The sequence below is a fragment of the Agrobacterium larrymoorei genome (genome assembly GCF_013322225.1).
In the GTDB taxonomy this organism is placed as follows: domain Bacteria; phylum Pseudomonadota; class Alphaproteobacteria; order Rhizobiales; family Rhizobiaceae; genus Agrobacterium; species Agrobacterium larrymoorei_A.
On record NZ_JAAMFB010000024.1, the window covers coordinates 53348 to 69154 of the forward strand.

General features: G+C 58.2%; 16 protein-coding genes and 1 tRNA gene. 9 read left to right on the forward strand and 8 right to left on the reverse strand.

The annotated features are described in order from the left end of the window. Positions 1-156 precede the first annotated feature (156 nt). The 3 genes from G6L28_RS15540 (at position 157) to G6L28_RS15550 (ending at position 1995) form a co-directional block, all read left to right on the forward strand. Complete coding sequence (locus tag G6L28_RS15540; protein WP_174064740.1) at positions 157-1212, forward strand: threonine aldolase family protein; 1056 nt, start codon at positions 157-159, stop codon at positions 1210-1212. 61 nt (positions 1213-1273) lie between these two features. Continuing rightward, positions 1274-1639 carry a type II toxin-antitoxin system RelE/ParE family toxin gene (locus tag G6L28_RS15545; RefSeq protein WP_174064741.1) on the forward strand — a complete coding sequence of 122 codons (366 nt, stop codon included), beginning with the start codon at positions 1274-1276 and terminating at the stop codon, positions 1637-1639. Continuing rightward, positions 1639-1995, forward strand: coding sequence for a helix-turn-helix domain-containing protein (locus tag G6L28_RS15550; protein WP_174064742.1), 357 nt, complete (start codon positions 1639-1641; stop codon positions 1993-1995). Before G6L28_RS15545 ends, G6L28_RS15550 begins: the two co-directional genes overlap by 1 nt. 5 nt (positions 1996-2000) lie before the next feature. Here G6L28_RS15550 and G6L28_RS15555 read toward each other — a convergent pair whose 3' ends face one another. Further along, positions 2001-2861 carry a LysR substrate-binding domain-containing protein gene (locus G6L28_RS15555; RefSeq protein ID WP_174064743.1) on the reverse strand — a complete coding sequence of 287 codons (861 nt, stop codon included), beginning with the start codon at positions 2859-2861 and terminating at the stop codon, positions 2001-2003. Between the two features lie 104 nt (positions 2862-2965). Between G6L28_RS15555 and G6L28_RS15560 the strand changes: the two genes are divergently transcribed. Beyond that, on the forward strand, positions 2966-3982 hold the full coding sequence (locus G6L28_RS15560; RefSeq protein ID WP_174064793.1) for a bile acid:sodium symporter family protein: 1017 nt from the start codon (positions 2966-2968) through the stop codon (positions 3980-3982). A 319-nt stretch (positions 3983-4301) separates the two neighbouring features. Here G6L28_RS15560 and G6L28_RS15565 read toward each other — a convergent pair whose 3' ends face one another. Then, a complete protein-coding gene (locus G6L28_RS15565) occupies positions 4302-4787 on the reverse strand; it encodes an Hsp20 family protein (protein ID WP_174064744.1) in 486 nt (161 codons plus the stop codon). Between the two features lie 413 nt (positions 4788-5200). Between G6L28_RS15565 and G6L28_RS15570 the strand changes: the two genes are divergently transcribed. Beyond that, positions 5201-6142, forward strand: coding sequence for an alpha/beta fold hydrolase (locus G6L28_RS15570; protein ID WP_174064745.1), 942 nt, complete (start codon positions 5201-5203; stop codon positions 6140-6142). Here the strand turns inward: G6L28_RS15570 and hisN are convergent, their stop codons facing one another. Together hisN and G6L28_RS15580 are read right to left on the reverse strand one after the other, a co-directional pair. Then, complete coding sequence (hisN, locus tag G6L28_RS15575; RefSeq protein WP_174064746.1) at positions 6143-6919, reverse strand: histidinol-phosphatase; 777 nt, start codon at positions 6917-6919, stop codon at positions 6143-6145. A 360-nt stretch (positions 6920-7279) separates the two neighbouring features. Next, positions 7280-8164 carry an N-formylglutamate amidohydrolase gene (locus G6L28_RS15580; RefSeq protein WP_174064747.1) on the reverse strand — a complete coding sequence of 295 codons (885 nt, stop codon included), beginning with the start codon at positions 8162-8164 and terminating at the stop codon, positions 7280-7282. 180 nt (positions 8165-8344) lie between these two features. Here G6L28_RS15580 and cpdR point away from each other — a divergent pair, with 180 nt between their 5' ends. Together cpdR and G6L28_RS15590 are read left to right on the forward strand one after the other, a co-directional pair. Beyond that, complete coding sequence (gene cpdR, locus G6L28_RS15585) at positions 8345-8707, forward strand: cell cycle two-component system response regulator CpdR (RefSeq protein ID WP_027675545.1); 363 nt, start codon at positions 8345-8347, stop codon at positions 8705-8707. Positions 8708-8789: 82 nt separating this feature from the next. Beyond that, positions 8790-8864: transfer RNA gene (locus tag G6L28_RS15590), tRNA-Val, on the forward strand. Positions 8865-9003: 139 nt separating this feature from the next. On the opposite strand, the gene G6L28_RS15595 is transcribed toward G6L28_RS15590, so the two are convergent. Genes G6L28_RS15595 through G6L28_RS15605 form a run of 3 tightly spaced genes read right to left on the reverse strand, consistent with a single transcriptional unit; the run spans position 9004 to position 9963 of the window. Continuing rightward, a complete protein-coding gene (locus G6L28_RS15595; RefSeq protein WP_174064748.1) occupies positions 9004-9282 on the reverse strand; it encodes a helix-turn-helix domain-containing protein in 279 nt (92 codons plus the stop codon). Next, positions 9251-9523: a BrnT family toxin gene (locus G6L28_RS15600; RefSeq protein WP_174064749.1), complete on the reverse strand. Its 273-nt coding sequence runs from the start codon at positions 9521-9523 to the stop codon at positions 9251-9253. Before G6L28_RS15600 ends, G6L28_RS15595 begins: the two co-directional genes overlap by 32 nt. Positions 9524-9582: 59 nt before the next feature. Continuing rightward, complete coding sequence (locus G6L28_RS15605; RefSeq protein ID WP_174064750.1) at positions 9583-9963, reverse strand: acyl-CoA thioesterase; 381 nt, start codon at positions 9961-9963, stop codon at positions 9583-9585. Positions 9964-10267: 304 nt separating this feature from the next. Here G6L28_RS15605 and G6L28_RS15610 point away from each other — a divergent pair, with 304 nt between their 5' ends. After that, positions 10268-10471 carry a hypothetical protein gene (locus G6L28_RS15610; protein WP_174064751.1) on the forward strand — a complete coding sequence of 68 codons (204 nt, stop codon included), beginning with the start codon at positions 10268-10270 and terminating at the stop codon, positions 10469-10471. Here G6L28_RS15610 and G6L28_RS15615 read toward each other — a convergent pair. After that, positions 10416-12224 carry an ABC transporter ATP-binding protein/permease gene (locus tag G6L28_RS15615; RefSeq protein ID WP_234902599.1) on the reverse strand — a complete coding sequence of 603 codons (1809 nt, stop codon included), beginning with the start codon at positions 12222-12224 and terminating at the stop codon, positions 10416-10418. The genes G6L28_RS15610 and G6L28_RS15615 overlap by 56 nt on opposite strands. Before the next feature lie 253 nt (positions 12225-12477). Between G6L28_RS15615 and G6L28_RS15620 the strand changes: the two genes are divergently transcribed. Next, complete coding sequence (locus G6L28_RS15620; protein WP_174064752.1) at positions 12478-15807, forward strand: DUF2126 domain-containing protein; 3330 nt, start codon at positions 12478-12480, stop codon at positions 15805-15807.

Here is a 15807-nt window from a genome sequence, read left to right on the forward strand (position 1 = left end):
AAAACGCGCCAGCGGGTAATTTTCTTGATCGCGAATATGCGAAATGATTGCTTTCGTTACCCGATTTGCCTTCTCGTCTGTAAGTCCATAAAACGGCACTGGTTTGGCCGCAGGCCGTCATGTTCGTCTCACTCATCCCCTCGAAAGCGTTGAACGATGTTTTTTGCTTCTGATAATTGGGCTGGCGCCCACCCTGCCATCAACGAACGGCTGATGAAGGAGTCGACCCGTTTCGCCGCCGCCTACGGCACAAGCGAACTCGACCGCGCCATTGAAAAGCGCTTCAACGAAATCTTCGAACGCGAAGTCGCCGTCTTCTTCGTCGGCACCGGCACGGCGGCAAACTCTTTGGCGCTGGCGAGCGTCGCCCGCCCAGGCGGCATCGCCTTTTGCCATTCCGAGGCCCACGTCATTGAAGACGAGTGCGGAGCGCCCGTCTATTTTTCCAACGCCTCGCGCCTGATGCCGGTCGCTGGCCCCAACGGCAAGATGCTGCCGAAGAACCTCGAAGCTGCCATCGGCCGCTTTCCGCCCGGCTCCATCCATCAGGGCCAGCCGATGCTGGTCACGCTGACGCAGGCGACCGAACAGGGCACAGTTTACAGCCTTGATGAAATCGAAGCCATTTCCACCGTCGCCAAAAATGCGGGCGTCCCCGTCCACATGGACGGCGCACGCTTCGCCAATGCGCTGATGGCGCTCGATACGACGCCTGCCGAAATGACATGGAAACGCGGCGTCGACATTCTCTCCTTCGGCGCCACGAAGAACGGCTGCTGGTGCGCCGAAGCCATCGTCTATTTCGATCCGAAAACGGCAGAAGACCTGCCCTTCATCCGCAAGCGTTCGGCCCAGCTCTTCTCCAAGACCCGGTTTATGGCAGCGCAGTTCGATGCCTACTTCCAGAACGATCTCTGGCTGGACCTCGCCGCCCACGCCAACGCAATGGCCACGCGCCTGCGCGACGGCCTCTCCGCCTCCAACAGCGCCCGCCTCGCCTGGCCGACGCAATCCAACGAGTTGTTCGTCGTTCTCGACAAGGGCAAAGCCAAGGCGGCGAAGGAAGCGGGAGCGGCCTTCTACGACTGGCCCGTGCCGCACGACATGCCGGAACCCGTTGGCGAGAACGAACAGCTCATCCGTCTGGTGACGAGCTTTGCCACGCTGGAGAGCGACGTGGATGAGTTTCTGCGGATCTGTAGTGGGGCGTAATACGCCTAATCCGGTTATAAAATATAAACTTGAAGCTATATAAACTTAAAGCTATATATACATGGAATGGCGAATTGAATTTGATGAGATCTTCGCCAAGGAGTTCAGCACTTTACCCTCTGAGGTAAAGGTTGAACTTCGCGCGCAGGCAAATATTTTGAAAGTGCACGGGCCGTCATATGGGCGGCCCCGCGTCGATACGTTGAATGGCTCGAAACACGCGAACATGAAGGAATTGCGTTTCGATGCGGCGGATGGCGTTTGGAGAGTTGCCTTCGCCTTCGACCCGAAGAGAAACGCAATCCTACTTGTTGCGGGAGACAAATCCGGCAAGGCAGAGAAGCGGTTTTATAAAAAACTTATCAGCACAGCTGATGCCCGTTTCGATGCGCACTTACAAAGATTGATAAACAAGGAGAAATCTTGATGCCGATTTCCGCCGATGACGTTTTTGAAGCAACAATGTCGAAGGACGAGATTGCAGCTTCCGATCTCCGAACGAAAGAATTGTTGGACGAATTCGATACGCTCCAAAAGTTGCGCAAGGCCAGAGCCCTCACCCAAGAGACGATCGCACAGCGCATGGGCAAAAAGCAGGTTTCGGTCGCACAGCTTGAGAAACGTTCGGATCTGCTGCTGTCCACATTGCGTGAATATGTGCAGGCGCTTGGCGGTGAGCTCGACCTCGTCGTGCGCTTCAAGGGACATGACCCAATATTACTGGGAGGCTTTGGCGAAGAGGCGCTACCACAGACACACGCAAAAGCCTCGACCAGACGCTGACAGCTTCATACAAAACTCCCCGGCACCATCCCCTTGGCCGTCACCAGCGCCGAGAGCGCCCGCACCAGTTCCGCATCCGCGCCCTTCCTCGGCTGAAGCACGAACTCCACATCCTCCAGCGAGGGCAATGCGCCGCTCGGCAATTCGCGCAAACCTGATGGCGCCATGCTGCGGGGTTGGACGAGGACGCCCATGCCTGCACGCGCCGCCGCCGTCAGGCCGCTCAGGCTGCCGCAGGTGCAGGTGATACGCCAGGGAATGCCGGCGCGGTCCAGCGCCTCCTGCGCGGCTTTGCGGGTGATGCTCGGTGGCGGGAAGGCGATGAGGGGCAGGGCTTCCTTGCAGGCCAAAACCGCATCGGGGTCTTTCGCCAGCCAGATCAAGGGTTCGCGATAGAGAAAATGGCCCAATTGATCGCCCAGCCTGCGCTTGGCGAGCACGACATCCAGTTCGCCATTATCCTGCATCTGGTAGAGCACGCCGCTCAGCGAAACCGTCAGCTCCAGATCGACAAGGGGATAGGCACGCGTAAAGTCTTCGAGGATAACGGTCAGGCGACTGGCAACAAAGTCCTCCGAAACACCAAGCCGCAGGCGGCCGCGCAGCTTGCTCTCGCCAAACAGTGCCGCGACCTTGTTGTTGATATCGAGCATGTTGCGGGCATACCCCAGAAGCGCCTCCCCCTCCGGCGTCAACCGCACACGGTGCGTATCGCGCGCAATCAGCCTTTGTCCGAGCGCGGCTTCCAGACGCTGAATATGCTGGCTCACCGTCGACTGGCCGATGCCCAGCCGCTCTGCCGCCAGCGTGAAACTCATCGTCTGTTCCAGCGTAACGAAACTGGCGAGGTGCTGCAGGTTCAGCATGCTTATCTCAAAACGTGATAACTGTTAGTCTTTGCATCTCGTTTCATGATGAGCGATAGTGCATGAAACTTCAATCGAAAATCGAAACTTCGAAAGACGCTGCCATGAGCCGCTTCCTGCCAGACCGTTTCACCATGATGCTGGTCGCAACCGTCATCCTCGCCTCGCTTCTGCCGATCAGCGGAGAACCCGCGCATTACTTCTCCATCGCAACGAAGTGCGCCATCGCACTGCTGTTCTTCCTGCACGGGGCAAGGCTTGCGAGAGATGTGGTGGTCGCCGGTTTCCTGCACTGGCGGCTCCACCTCGTCATTCTTCTCGTCACCTTCGGCCTTTTTCCGCTGATCGGTGTGGGCCTCGGTTACATTCCTGAAAGCATCCTGCCGCCACCACTTTATATGGGAATGCTGTTTCTCTGCGTGTTGCCCTCAACCGTACAGTCTTCCATCGCCTTCACCTCCATGGCGGGCGGCAACGTGCCTGCGGCGATCTGCTCGGCCTCCGCATCGAACATCTTCGGCATGTTCCTCACGCCCCTGCTTGTCGGTCTGCTCTTCACCGTTGGCGGCCATGGCGGTGGTTTCTCGCTGGATGCCTTCGGCCAGATCTTTCTGCAACTTCTGCTGCCATTCATCGCTGGTCAGGCACTTCAACCATGGATCGGCGACTGGATTCGCGCCCGCAAGAAACTGCTTGCCCCGGTTGACCGCGGTTCGATCCTGATGGTCGTCTATCTAGCTTTTTCGGAAGCGGTGATCGAGGGCATCTGGCAGGAATTCACCGTTCGCGACATCGCTGTGGTGATCGGCATCAACATTCTGCTGCTCACCCTCGTCCTCTGCGTCACCATGTTCGGCAGCCGCGCACTCGGCTTCAACAAGGCCGATGAAATTGCCATCACTTTCTGCGGTTCCAAAAAGAGCCTCGCCAGCGGCGTTCCCATGGCAAGCGCCATCTTCGCCGGACAAAGCATCGGCGCAATCGTGCTGCCGATCATGCTCTTCCATCAGATCCAGTTGATGGCCTGCGCGGTGATTGCGCAGAAATATGCGAGCAAGGCGAAACAACTCGAAGTGGCCAAAGCCGTGGAGTTGGAGGCGGCGGCGGTGAAGGTGCAGTAAGAAGAGGCGCAAGCAGGAGGCGTGACCCCTCACTTGCAATTTCTAACACTTAGCCTTTGGCTAAGATGTTGAAATTGCTTTCTCTCCCACAGGGGGAGAGATAAACCCGGCCGCACGCTGGAATTACGATTAAAGGGTGCGGTGGGATAGAAAGGCTGCCGCGGATTTACCTCTACCCTTGTGGGAGAGGAAGAAAAATCATGATCTTAGCTTCAGCTAAGTCATAGATTTTTCAGGTGAGGGGTTATGCCTGCCTCCATCACGACATAAAAAACGGCCCCCTCTCGGGAGCCGTCATCACATTCACCAATCAACTGGATCAGTTGACCTGAGCGGGCGTAACCTGGGCCTCGATCTGCTTCGGCGCATCGGAAGCGTCGGTGGCGATCGAAATACGGCGGGGCTTCATGGCTTCGGGAATGTTGCGAAGAAGGTCGATATGAAGAAGACCATTCTTCAGCGAAGCATTCTGCACCTCTACATGATCGGCAAGCTGGAAGCGGCGCTCGAAGGCGCGCGTGGCGATGCCGCGATAGAGGAACTCACCCTCGGAACCCTTGGTGGTGTCGTTGGCCTTCTCGGCCTTGATCGTCAGCACATTGGCGCGGGATTCGATGCTGAGTTCGGTTTCATCGAAACCGGCAACCGCCATGGTGATGCGGTAGGCGTTATCGCCCGTGCGCTCGATATTGTAAGGCGGGTAAGCCTGCGCCTGTTCAGGCTGGCCGATGCCGTCCAGCATCGAGAAAAGGCGGTCGAAGCCGACGGTGGAGCGATAAAGTGGCGAAAAATCAACGTGACGCATGGTGTCCTCCTAGGAAGCGACTGTTTGCGGTTAATGGTTTCCCATCCCGTTCTGGCGATGAAGAAACCGAAGCACGGCCCCGTTCTGGCGACCGTGACCAATAAGTGGGTAAGCAATTTTCGGAGTTCAAGGGGGTATTTCACCACCACCTCGCCTGAATGAAATCTGAACGACCGGTTCCGAAATCGTTCAGTTTCCAACCACTAGAAATCAATGCATCGGAGGTCATCTCCGCCGGCAGAAGTATATCGTCCCTTCTTCTTCTGTCTTATTCGCCGGAACCGCGACTGCTAACACCGACGGTTCCGGCAATTTTTCCGCAATTTTCCTTTGACGTGAAAAAGCGGCGCACCTATCCCATTATGAAACAAGGGGCGCTCCACCGATCCCCTTCTGTTTCAAGCAGGACATAGATGACCGAAGCCACTCTCTACGCGACAACTGGCAATCCAGTGCCAGGCCATCACATCGTCGGCACCTTCACCGGTCATCGTAATAAGACGTTGCGCTACGCCATCTTCAAGTCGGATCGTTCGGTCGCGCGCGGCACCATCGTGCTGCTGCATGGCCGCAACGAGTGCATCGAGAAATACTTCGAAACGATCAACGACCTGACCGCGAAAGGCTTTTGGGTCGCCACGTTCGATACACGCGGACAGGGCGCTTCCGAGCGGCTGCTGAAAAAAGCCCATGCGGGCTATGTGCGCCGGTTTTCCGATTATCAGAAGGACATTTCGCTGTTTCTCGAGCAGGTCGTCTTGCCCGACACGCGACTGCCTTTTTTCCTGATGGCGCATTCCACCGGCGGATTGGCGGCCCTTTCCATGGCACCGCAGCTTTCCAATCGCATCGAGCGCATGGCGCTCTGCTCACCCTTCATCGCGCTCAGCGGCCAGTCCGTTTCCCCACGCTGGATCAGGCTCATCGCCACCGCCCTTACTTACATGGGCCTTGGCGGCATACAGCTTGGCAGGAACCGCCGTGAACGCGATTTCGAGGGCAATCCGCTGACATCGGATCAGGCCCGCTTTGCGCGTACCCTTGCGATCCATACCGAGCACCCGGAGCTTTTCATCGGCGCACCCACGGCGCGCTGGCTCCATGAAGTTTTAAAGACGATGCCGAAGGTGACGAAGCAGGATCACCTGACGCGTATCTTCGTTCCAACGCTTCTTCTGGCACCGGTGCGCGATACGCTCATTCCTTATGCAGCCCAGGAAGAACTCTCCCGCAATTTTCGTGCGGCACAACTGGTACCCATTACCGGCGCACGTCATGAGCTTTTTCACGAGCGAGACGTCTATCGCGCCCAGGCGCTGGCAGCCATCGATGCGTTTTTCGCACCGGAGGAGTAATTAAAGACCGGAAAGAATCGCCAGCGCCTCTTCATGAACAGCCTTGCTCCCGGCTGCGATGATGCGTCCCGCCCCTTCCGGACGTCCGCCATCCCAGGTGGTGATTACACCGCCAGCCTGCTCGATGAGCGGGATCAGCGCGCCGACATCGTAAGGCTTCAGCCCCGATTCGATGACGAGATCGACATGACCTGCCGCAAGCAGCGCATAGGCATAGCAGTCCACGCCATAGCGGAACAGCCGAACCTTATCCTGCACCTGGCCGTAGCGCTGCGCTTCTTCCGTGGTGAAGATATGCGGCGAAGTGGTGAACAGCACGGCATCCGACAGGGCTTTGCAGTTACGCGTCCGAATCTGCTTTTCGCCATCCGGCCCCTTATACCAGGCGTTCTGCCCGTCTGCGAAATAACGCTCGCCGATGAAGGGCTGATCCATGACGCCCATGACGGAGCGTCCATTGGACTGGAAGCCGATCAACGTTCCCCAGACCGGCACGCCGGAAATGAAGGCACGCGTGCCGTCGATGGGATCGATAACCCAGACATGCTCACGGTCCAGCCCGACGCTACCATGCTCTTCACCCAACACGCCATGATCGGGAAATTCGCTTGAAATCAGCGCGCGAATAGCTGTTTCGGCAGCCTGATCGCCCTCGGTGACCGGATCGTATCCCCCCGCCTGCTTGTTATCCACGGCGATGCCGGTGCGAAAGCGCGGAAGCGTCTCCGCCTTGGCAGCGTCAGCGAGACGAAAGAAGAAATCACGATCTGGCAGCATCAAAAATCCCCGGCATCTGTCATTGGCTGAAGATGACATAGCGCGCCTTTGCCTGTGGCGTCCACTCTCTTGAGCCTGCTCGCGCACCAAGGTGATTCTTTCCCGAGATGCCTGTTCGGGAAGCATTTCCCTCCTCATTCCGCATCACGATGAGGCAAGCAGCCGGACGATTGTTCAATTAATAGGCATAAATAAAAATGATTGACAAATAAGCAAAATAACCTACTCTCTGAAGCACAGTCTTCGACTGTAAATACCCTCCTTGGGTGTTTCCTCCCTAGACTTGACCGCGCCAAGGCGCGGTTTTTTTTGCCCGGTCAACAGCTTCAAACTCTTCGGATTTTGGTAAGGATGCGTGGCCTACTCGGCAGCGAAGGCCATATCCACGGCATATTCCGAGACGAAGGCCGAAAGCTGGCGCATGAACATCTCAAGCGCGGCTTGGATGGCCGGGAAATCCGCAGCCCTCAGCAGTGTCTTTTCATCGACATAAAGCGCCCGGTTGACCTCGATCTGCAAGGCATGCAGCGAGCGGATCGGGCGACCGTAATGTTCGGTGATGAAACCGCCCGCATAGGGCTTGTTGCAGACGGCGCTGAAGCCAAGCTCTTCAAGAAAGTGCAGCGCCGCCCGCGAGATTTCCGCAGAGGCGCTGGTGCCGTAGCGATCTCCAATGATGATATCCGGACGGATATTCGATCCCGCAAGACGGATATTGCCGGGCATGGAGTGGCAATCCACCAGCACCGCCATGCCGAATTGCGCATGGGTGCGGGACACCAGCCGGCGCAGGCAGGCGTGGTAAGGCTTGTAAATGCCCTCGATACGCTCAATGCCCTCTTCCACCGGCAGGCGGTGTGCATAGATGTCCATATTCTCCGCCACGATGCGCGGCACGGTGCCCAGCCCGCCTGCAACCCGCATGGAGCCGATATTCGCATAGGACGGAAGCTGACCGTCGAACATGCGCGGATCGAGCTCATAGGGCTCGCGGTTGACGTCCAGATAGGCGCGCGGAAAATTGGCTTTCAGCATCGGCGCGCCGATATCGGGCGCTGCCGAAAACAGCTCGTCGACGAAGTAATCTTCGGATCGGCGGATCTCATAGGAGTCGAGCCGGGAGGCTTCCAGAAAGGAAACGGGGTAGCAGCGACCGCTATGGGGCGAATTGAAAACGAACGGAATCGTGTGAGCTGCGGGCTCGCGCACCTCGAAAAGCTCGTATTCGCCCGTTACCCAATCCATTCCGCGCCGTTTACCATGTCATAATTCTGCCAGATGCATCATGTTGCCAGTTGGCGAAGAGCAAGTCCATACTGGACAATAGTCACCGCGTCATGATTCGACCATTCACACGATATTTACTCTGGAAATGGTACAATCGCGATAAGGTATTCCAATAATTCAGTAGTTACGGTCACTTACATGGTTCAGAAAATTCTTCTCGCCGAAGACGACAACGATATGCGCCGCTTCCTCGTGAAGGCGCTGGAAAAGGCAGGATACAAGGTTTCCTCCTTCGATAATGGCGCAAGCGCATATGATCGGCTTCGCGAAGAGCCTTTTTCGCTCCTCTTGACCGATATCGTCATGCCGGAAATGGACGGCATCGAACTCGCCCGCCGCGCCACCGAACTCGACCCCGACCTCAAGGTCATGTTCATCACCGGCTTCGCAGCGGTCGCACTCAACGCTGATTCGAAGGCTCCGAAGGACGCAAAAGTCCTTTCCAAGCCTTTCCACCTGCGTGACCTGGTGGATGAAGTCAACAAACTCCTTGTCGCATAAGGGTTCTCACAAAAACCTGTCACAAAATCGAAAAAGGCAGTTGACGCTCCATCCGATTTTGTGATTTATGCGCCGCAACGGAGGGCGTGTAGCTCAGCGGGAGAGCACTACGTTGACATCGTAGGGGTCACAGGTTCAATCCCTGTCACGCCCACCATCCGAATTCAGAAATATCAAGGCCTTGCGAGAAATCGCGAGGCCTTTTTGCATGGTGGGCTGGAGGTTTGTTGAACTTGCCAGAGTGATGTAAAATCGAAAATCAGGCCGCCCTTTGAAATGGTGACACCTTATCGGCCTTATGCCACGGCCTGCGCCACCATATCAGGATGCCGCCCGATGACGCGCACGTAAGCCACGGCGAAATCCGGTGCGGTGGCCCTGGCCTGCTCCCAATCCCGCAACGTTCCAACCGGGACGCGGAATCGGCTTGCGAATTCCGATTGCGATAGGCCGAGCGCCGTTCGCGTCTTGCGGATCAGCCGGGCGCGCTGGCCGCGATCCATGGCCTCTGCCGTCACGTCGAAGTCTTCCGCATCGGACGGGTCAGTAGGCAGAACGATATGCTCTTTCTTCACCTTTATTGCTCCTTCTTACCGATATGAACCGGGGTAAGTCGTTCCGCCAGACAAAGACGCCCGTAAACAACCTGCCCTCAACGACCCCGACCACCTTGAACCGCTCTTCACCATCAACCTCGCGGATGGACGGAATGATCAGATGGTCGTCATCGTCAAAAATACGATCCCCGAAATCCAGCGGCAACTTATGCTTCTCGCGGTTTGCCGCATCTTTCGCCGGATCGAATTTCTCACTCATACTTCAGATCATACGGGATTTCAGTACATCCAGCAAGTGACGATTACCTTCTGCGGATTTCAGGCCACCGCCCGCGGCTTCCCCTCTTCATCCACCGCCACCATAATAAACACCGCCTCCGTCACCTTGTCCCTCGATTGCTCGGAATGTCTGCGGGTCCAGGCTTCGATTTTGAGCGTGATCGAGGTGCGGCCGACCTTTTCGATGCGGGTGTAGACGCAGAGGGTATCGCCTATTTTTACCGGCTTCTTGAAAACGATCTCGTTGACGGCGACGGTGACCGTGCGTCCGCCTGCCACGTCGTTCGCACGCACGAAGGCGGCGAGGTCCATTTGGGACATGACCCAGCCGCCGAAGATATCGCCTGCTGGGTTGGCGTCGGCGGGCATGGCCAGCGTGCGCAGGGTGAGTTCCATGTCAGCGGGCGGTTGAATATCCATCTTCGAAAACCTTCTCGTCACCGGCCTCCCGACCAGAGGGATACCGCAGGCACCCCTCACCTCCAAGTGCGAATTCATCCCGGCTGCCCTTCGCTGTTTGCACGGGACGCCAACGCAGTGCCGGACCCTGCCGCGTAAAGCTGCACAGCTGTGCAAAGGTCGCGCGTTCATGACGTGCAACAAAACAACAGCTTAACGCGCGTCCAAGGCGACGCGCTTTAAATGTTAATTAACCATAATTTGGCAGTCTCTCGTTGAATTAGCTTATCTTCATATACTTCCAGATGCGGGCGAGGGTTCCGAAATGGCATATGACTGGAGTGGCAACGAGATCAAACAGAAATACTGCGATCTGGCTATCGTCGCGGGCATGCTGACAATCGTATCGATGATGGTCACCGCACCCTTCATGCTGCGGCTTGAAGGGCCGCCGCAACCGCCATCGACCTATGTCAAGATCCCGGGACAGGATCGGGAACTGACGCCGATGCTGCTTGCCCGGTCTTGACGATATCGAGGTGCAGTACGCGCGGGGACATGGTCTGGAGCACGGCTTCTGAGCGTCCTATATAGATGATCGCGGTGTCTTTCATGTCCGAAAGCACCGCCGTCAGCCGGTCTATCGTGTCGGGCTCCAGCCCTTCGAGAAGATCGTCGATGAAGAGCCAGCGTGGTTTCAAAAGCACCGCATTCGCCACGCGAATGCAGGCTTGCTCGTCGGAGTCGAATTTCTTGTCCCACCGGATATTGTCGTCCATCCGGGGGATGATGTGGCCAAGCCCGCAGAGTTGCAGGGCGTGGAGAAAGTCCTGCTCCTTGAATTTTTGTGGGCTGCGTGGATAGGACAGAATTTCGCGCAACGGTGCTGCGGGTAGATAGCCGTGCTGGGCGATAAACAGCGTTTCCTCGCGAGGCGGCATGGTAATCTTACCGCGACCCCACGGCCATAATCCGGCAAGTGCGGCAAAGAACAGACGCCGGTTTACACCCTGGTCGCCGTTTACCATCACCCGGTCGCCGGCGTTGATTTCCACCGGAACTTCCCGCAGCCTGAAAACCCGCGACATGTCCTGCCCGCCCGCGTCCGGGCATATTTCGACGGAGCTCAACCGCACCGGGCCTGTTGCGCTTTTTTCGACGTCGATTGTGTTTGCCTGCCGCTCCACGCTGTCCATCTGGATCAGCGCATTGCGAAAGGTGGAAACACGCTGCAGATTTGCTTTCCACGCGGCGATCGGACCGAAATTATCAATATACCAGCGCAGTGCGACATTCACCTGGTTGAACGCGCCGACGGCCATCATAAGCCCACCGAAAGTGAGGTGGCCTGAGAAATAGACGGGCGCGGCGATGAGGATCGGCGCAACGATGGCAAGCCAGCCATATCCGGCAGACACCCAGGTCAGATGCGTCAGCGCCATGGCGAGCCCGCGAATGACGCCGAGAACGGAGTCGATATCTTCCCGAATGCGATGCCGCTCGTTCTTTTCGCCACGCGCCAATGTGATGGCCGTCAGGTTTTCACTGGCCCGCATAAGCGAGAACCGAAGCTCTGCCTCCTTCGAATAACGCTCGGCATTCAGCGGCACCATCCTGTAGCCGACGAGGTTGCTGAGCAGCGAGGCAGACCCGGCATAAACCAGAACGGCCCAGACCATATAGCCGGGAATGGCCACCATCTGGCCACCGATCTCGATGGCGAAACCGGCAGAAAGCCCCCATAGCACACCGATGAAACTGACCAGCAGAATGGTGGCGTTGACGAGACCGATGGAAAGCGCCGTGCTGCTTTCCGCCAGATTTCGCACGTCGTCATGCAAACGCTGGTCGGGATTGATGGCAATCGATCCGAAGCTCGCCAGCTTTGCGGCGCGCCCCGGCTTGAACCACTGGTCCACCATATCCTTTGCCAGACCCTCGCGCATGTTGAGCGCCGTCATCTGGTTCAGCCACGTCTGAAACACGTTAAGCAGAAGGAGGGAGCCCGCAATGACGGCAAAGACCTGTAGCTGGTGCAGGAAGGCGCTCAGATCCCGCCGCTCCAGCGCGTTGTAAAAAGGCGCGTTCCACTCGTTCAGTTTTATCTGCCCGTATGCCGTCACGAGGATGATGGTCAAAAGCGCGCAGGCAAGCAGAATGAGGCGATATCGCACCGGCGAGCCCCAGAAGGCGCGACCCATCATGCCGAGCTGCGCGCTGAAACTCAGGTCGAAGCTTGAATAATTGACAGCCTCAGGCGAAGATTTATCTTGAGCTTTCAATACCTTGCCACTTCCTGAAATCGTAACGCCGGATATGCTTATAAAATCGGATTATCTGTATTTGTCGTGACAGCAATATCATTCCGACACCGCTTGTCCACACACGCCATATTGCCTTGGCAAATCATGTGCGAGGCAATGCGAAAGCCGCGCCAAATGTTCCTTGCATTCTTTTCGTGCATTGCACAAAATCGGGCAAACAGAGGGGGCGGAGGAAATCCGCATAGACCGGAAAAACCGGGCAAGGGCACGCATGTCGATCAAAGCCAGTATCTACCACCTGACGCATTATAAATACGACAGGCCGGTCCGCCTCGGGGCCCAGATCATCAGACTGAAACCCGCCCCGCATTCCCGCACCCATGTCATCAGCCACTCGCTGAAGGTTTCGCCCGCCAACCATTTCGTGAACCTCCAGCAAGACCCCTATGGCAATTTTCTGGCCCGTTACGTGTTTCCCGATCCGGTCAGCGAACTGAAGATCGAGGTCGATCTGGTCGCGGATATGGCGGTCTATAATCCCTTCGATTTCTTCGTCGAGGAAAGCGCCACCAAGTGGCCCTTCGATTACCCCGAAACGCTACGGGAAGATTTGTCGATCTACCGCACGCCGGAGCATGGCGGGCCGCTGTTCAACGCGCTGATGCAGACCATCGACAAGACGCCGGGCCAGCCGACCGTGGATATGGTGGTTGGTCTCAACGCGCGTTTGCAGCAGGAAATCGGCTACGTCATTCGCATGGAACCGGGCGTGCAGACGCCGGAAGAAACGCTCGCCTCCGGCAAGGGCTCTTGCCGCGATACCAGCTGGCTGCTGGTGCAGGTGCTGCGCAATCTCGGTCTCGCCGCCCGCTTCGTCTCCGGCTACCTCATTCAGCTTGCGCCGGATCTGAAGGCGTTGGACGGGCCTTCGGGAACGGAAGTGGATTTCACCGATCTGCACGCCTGGGCGGAGGTCTATCTGCCGGGCGCGGGCTGGGTTGGCCTGGATCCTACCTCCGGCCTGTTGACCGGCGAAAGCCACATCCCGCTTTCCGCGACCCCGCATTATCGCAATGCCGCGCCCATTTCCGGCGGTTATTACGGTGAGGCGAATATCGAGTTTGCCTTCGACATGAAGGTCACCCGCGTGGCAGAGCATCCGCGCATCACCAAGCCTTTCTCGGATGAAAGCTGGGACAGGCTGAATGCGCTGGGCGAAGAGGTGGACCGGGTTCTGAATGCCGAGGACGTGCGCCTAACCATGGGCGGCGAGCCGACATTCGTATCCATCGATGATTTCGAATCCGATGAATGGAACACCGGCGCGGTTGGCCCGACCAAACGCGAAAAGGCCGATGTGCTGATCCGCAAGCTGCGCGAACGCTTTGCGCCCAACGGCTTCCTGCATTACGGTCAGGGCAAGTGGTATCCGGGTGAAAGCCTGCCGCGCTGGACCTTCTCGCTCTACTGGCGCAGGGATGGCAAGCCGGTCTGGCACAATGCCGATCTGGTGGCGGCTGAAGGCGTCGATACCGGCGTTACCGCGCAGGATGCGGAAAAGCTGCTCGCAGGCATCGCCTCCAATCTCGGCATAGCGCCGGAACTGGTCTTGCCTGCGTATGAAGACCCGGCGGAATGGCTGATCAAGGAAGCCAACCTGCCGGATAATGTCGATCCGTCCAATTCGAAGCTGAAAGACCCGGAAGAACGCAGCCGCATCGCCCGCGTGTTCGAGCGCGGCCTGACGGAACCCACCGGCTATGTCCTCCCCGTTCAGGCGTGGAATGCGCAAGCCGCTGATGGCAGGCGCTGGATGAGCGAGAAGTGGAAGACGCGGCGCGGCCGCATCTTCCTCGTTCCCGGCGATAGCGCGGTTGGATATCGCCTGCCGCTCGGTACGTTGCCGCATGTGCCGCCGTCATCCTATCCCTATATCCACGAGGCCGACCCTTCCATTCCACGAGGACCGCTGCCGGAAACCGTGGCACCCGCTGCACGCCCGCAGCAGGAAGCATCCTTCCAGCCCAGCGAAGCGGCAACACAGCAGCGCATCGAACAGTCGATCAGCGATATCAACGGCGAGGTCCGCACGGCCATGTCGGTGGAGGCGCGTGATGGTCGCCTTTGCGTGTTCATGCCGCCCGTGGAAAAGATCGAGCATTATCTCGACCTCATCGCCGCCGCAGAAGCCGCCGCGACCGACCTAAATTTGCCCGTTCACATCGAGGGTTACGCGCCGCCGCATGACGAGCGGATGAACGTCATCCGCGTCGCGCCCGATCCCGGCGTCATCGAGGTCAATATCCACCCGGCATCCAGCTGGAAGGAATGCGTCGATATCACCACCGCGATCTATGAGGATGCGCGGCAATCACGTCTGGGCGCCGACAAGTTCATGATCGACGGTCGCCACACCGGCACCGGGGGCGGCAACCATGTGGTGGTGGGCGGGGCGAACCCGAACGACAGCCCGTTCCTGCGTCGCCCGGATTTGCTGAAAAGCCTCGTGCTGCACTGGCAGCGCCATCCTTCCCTGTCCTATCTGTTTTCCGGCCTGTTCATCGGCCCGACAAGTCAGGCACCGCGCATCGATGAGGCCCGCCACGACAGCCTCTACGAGCTGGAAATCGCCATGGCGCAGGTGCCAGCGCCGGGCGAAGGAACCCCGCCGCTGCCATGGCTGGTGGACCGGCTGTTCCGCAACCTTCTGACAGACGTGACCGGCAACACCCACCGTTCCGAGATCTGCATAGACAAGCTGTTTTCGCCGGATGGCCCCACGGGTCGCCTCGGCCTCGTGGAATTCCGTGGCTTCGAAATGCCGCCGAATGCGCGCATGTCGCTCGCCCAGCAGCTTCTCGTGCGGGCGCTGATCGCGCGCTTCTGGAAGAACCCGATAGGCGGCAAGTTCGTACGCTGGGGTACGGCGCTGGCCGACCGCTTCATGCTGCCGCATCATGTCTGGGCGGATTTCCTCGATGTTCTCGCAGACCTTCGGCAACACGGCTTCGACCTGCAACCGGAATGGTTCGCTGCGCAGCTTGAGTTCCGCTTCCCCTTCTTCGGAGAAGTGGAATATGAGGGCTCGAAGCTGGAACTGAGGCAGGCGCTGGAGCCATGGCACGTCATGGGCGAACAGGGCGCCATCGGCGGCACGGTGCGTTTCGTGGATTCCTCCGTCGAACGCCTTCAGGTGAAGCTGGAAACCGCCAACCCCGCCCGTTACACAGTGTCCTGCAATGGCCGCGCCGTGCCTCTGAAGCAGACGGAGCAGTCCGGCGTCTCGGTTGCGGGCGTGCGCTTCAAGGCGTGGCAGCCTGCATCGGGCCTGCATCCCGTGCTGCCCGTCAACACGCCGCTAACCTTCGACATTTATGATACATGGTCGAACCGATCGATCGGCGGCTGCATCTATCATGTTGCCCACCCGGGCGGGCGAAATTATGAGACATTCCCGGTCAACGGAAATGAAGCGCAGGCACGGCGGCTGGCGCGTTTCGAACCATGGGGGCACACGTCCGGCAGCTACACTCTGTGGCCGGAAACGGTGTCGCCAGAGTTCCCGCTGACGCTCGATCTCAGACGCCCGCAAGGAGTATAA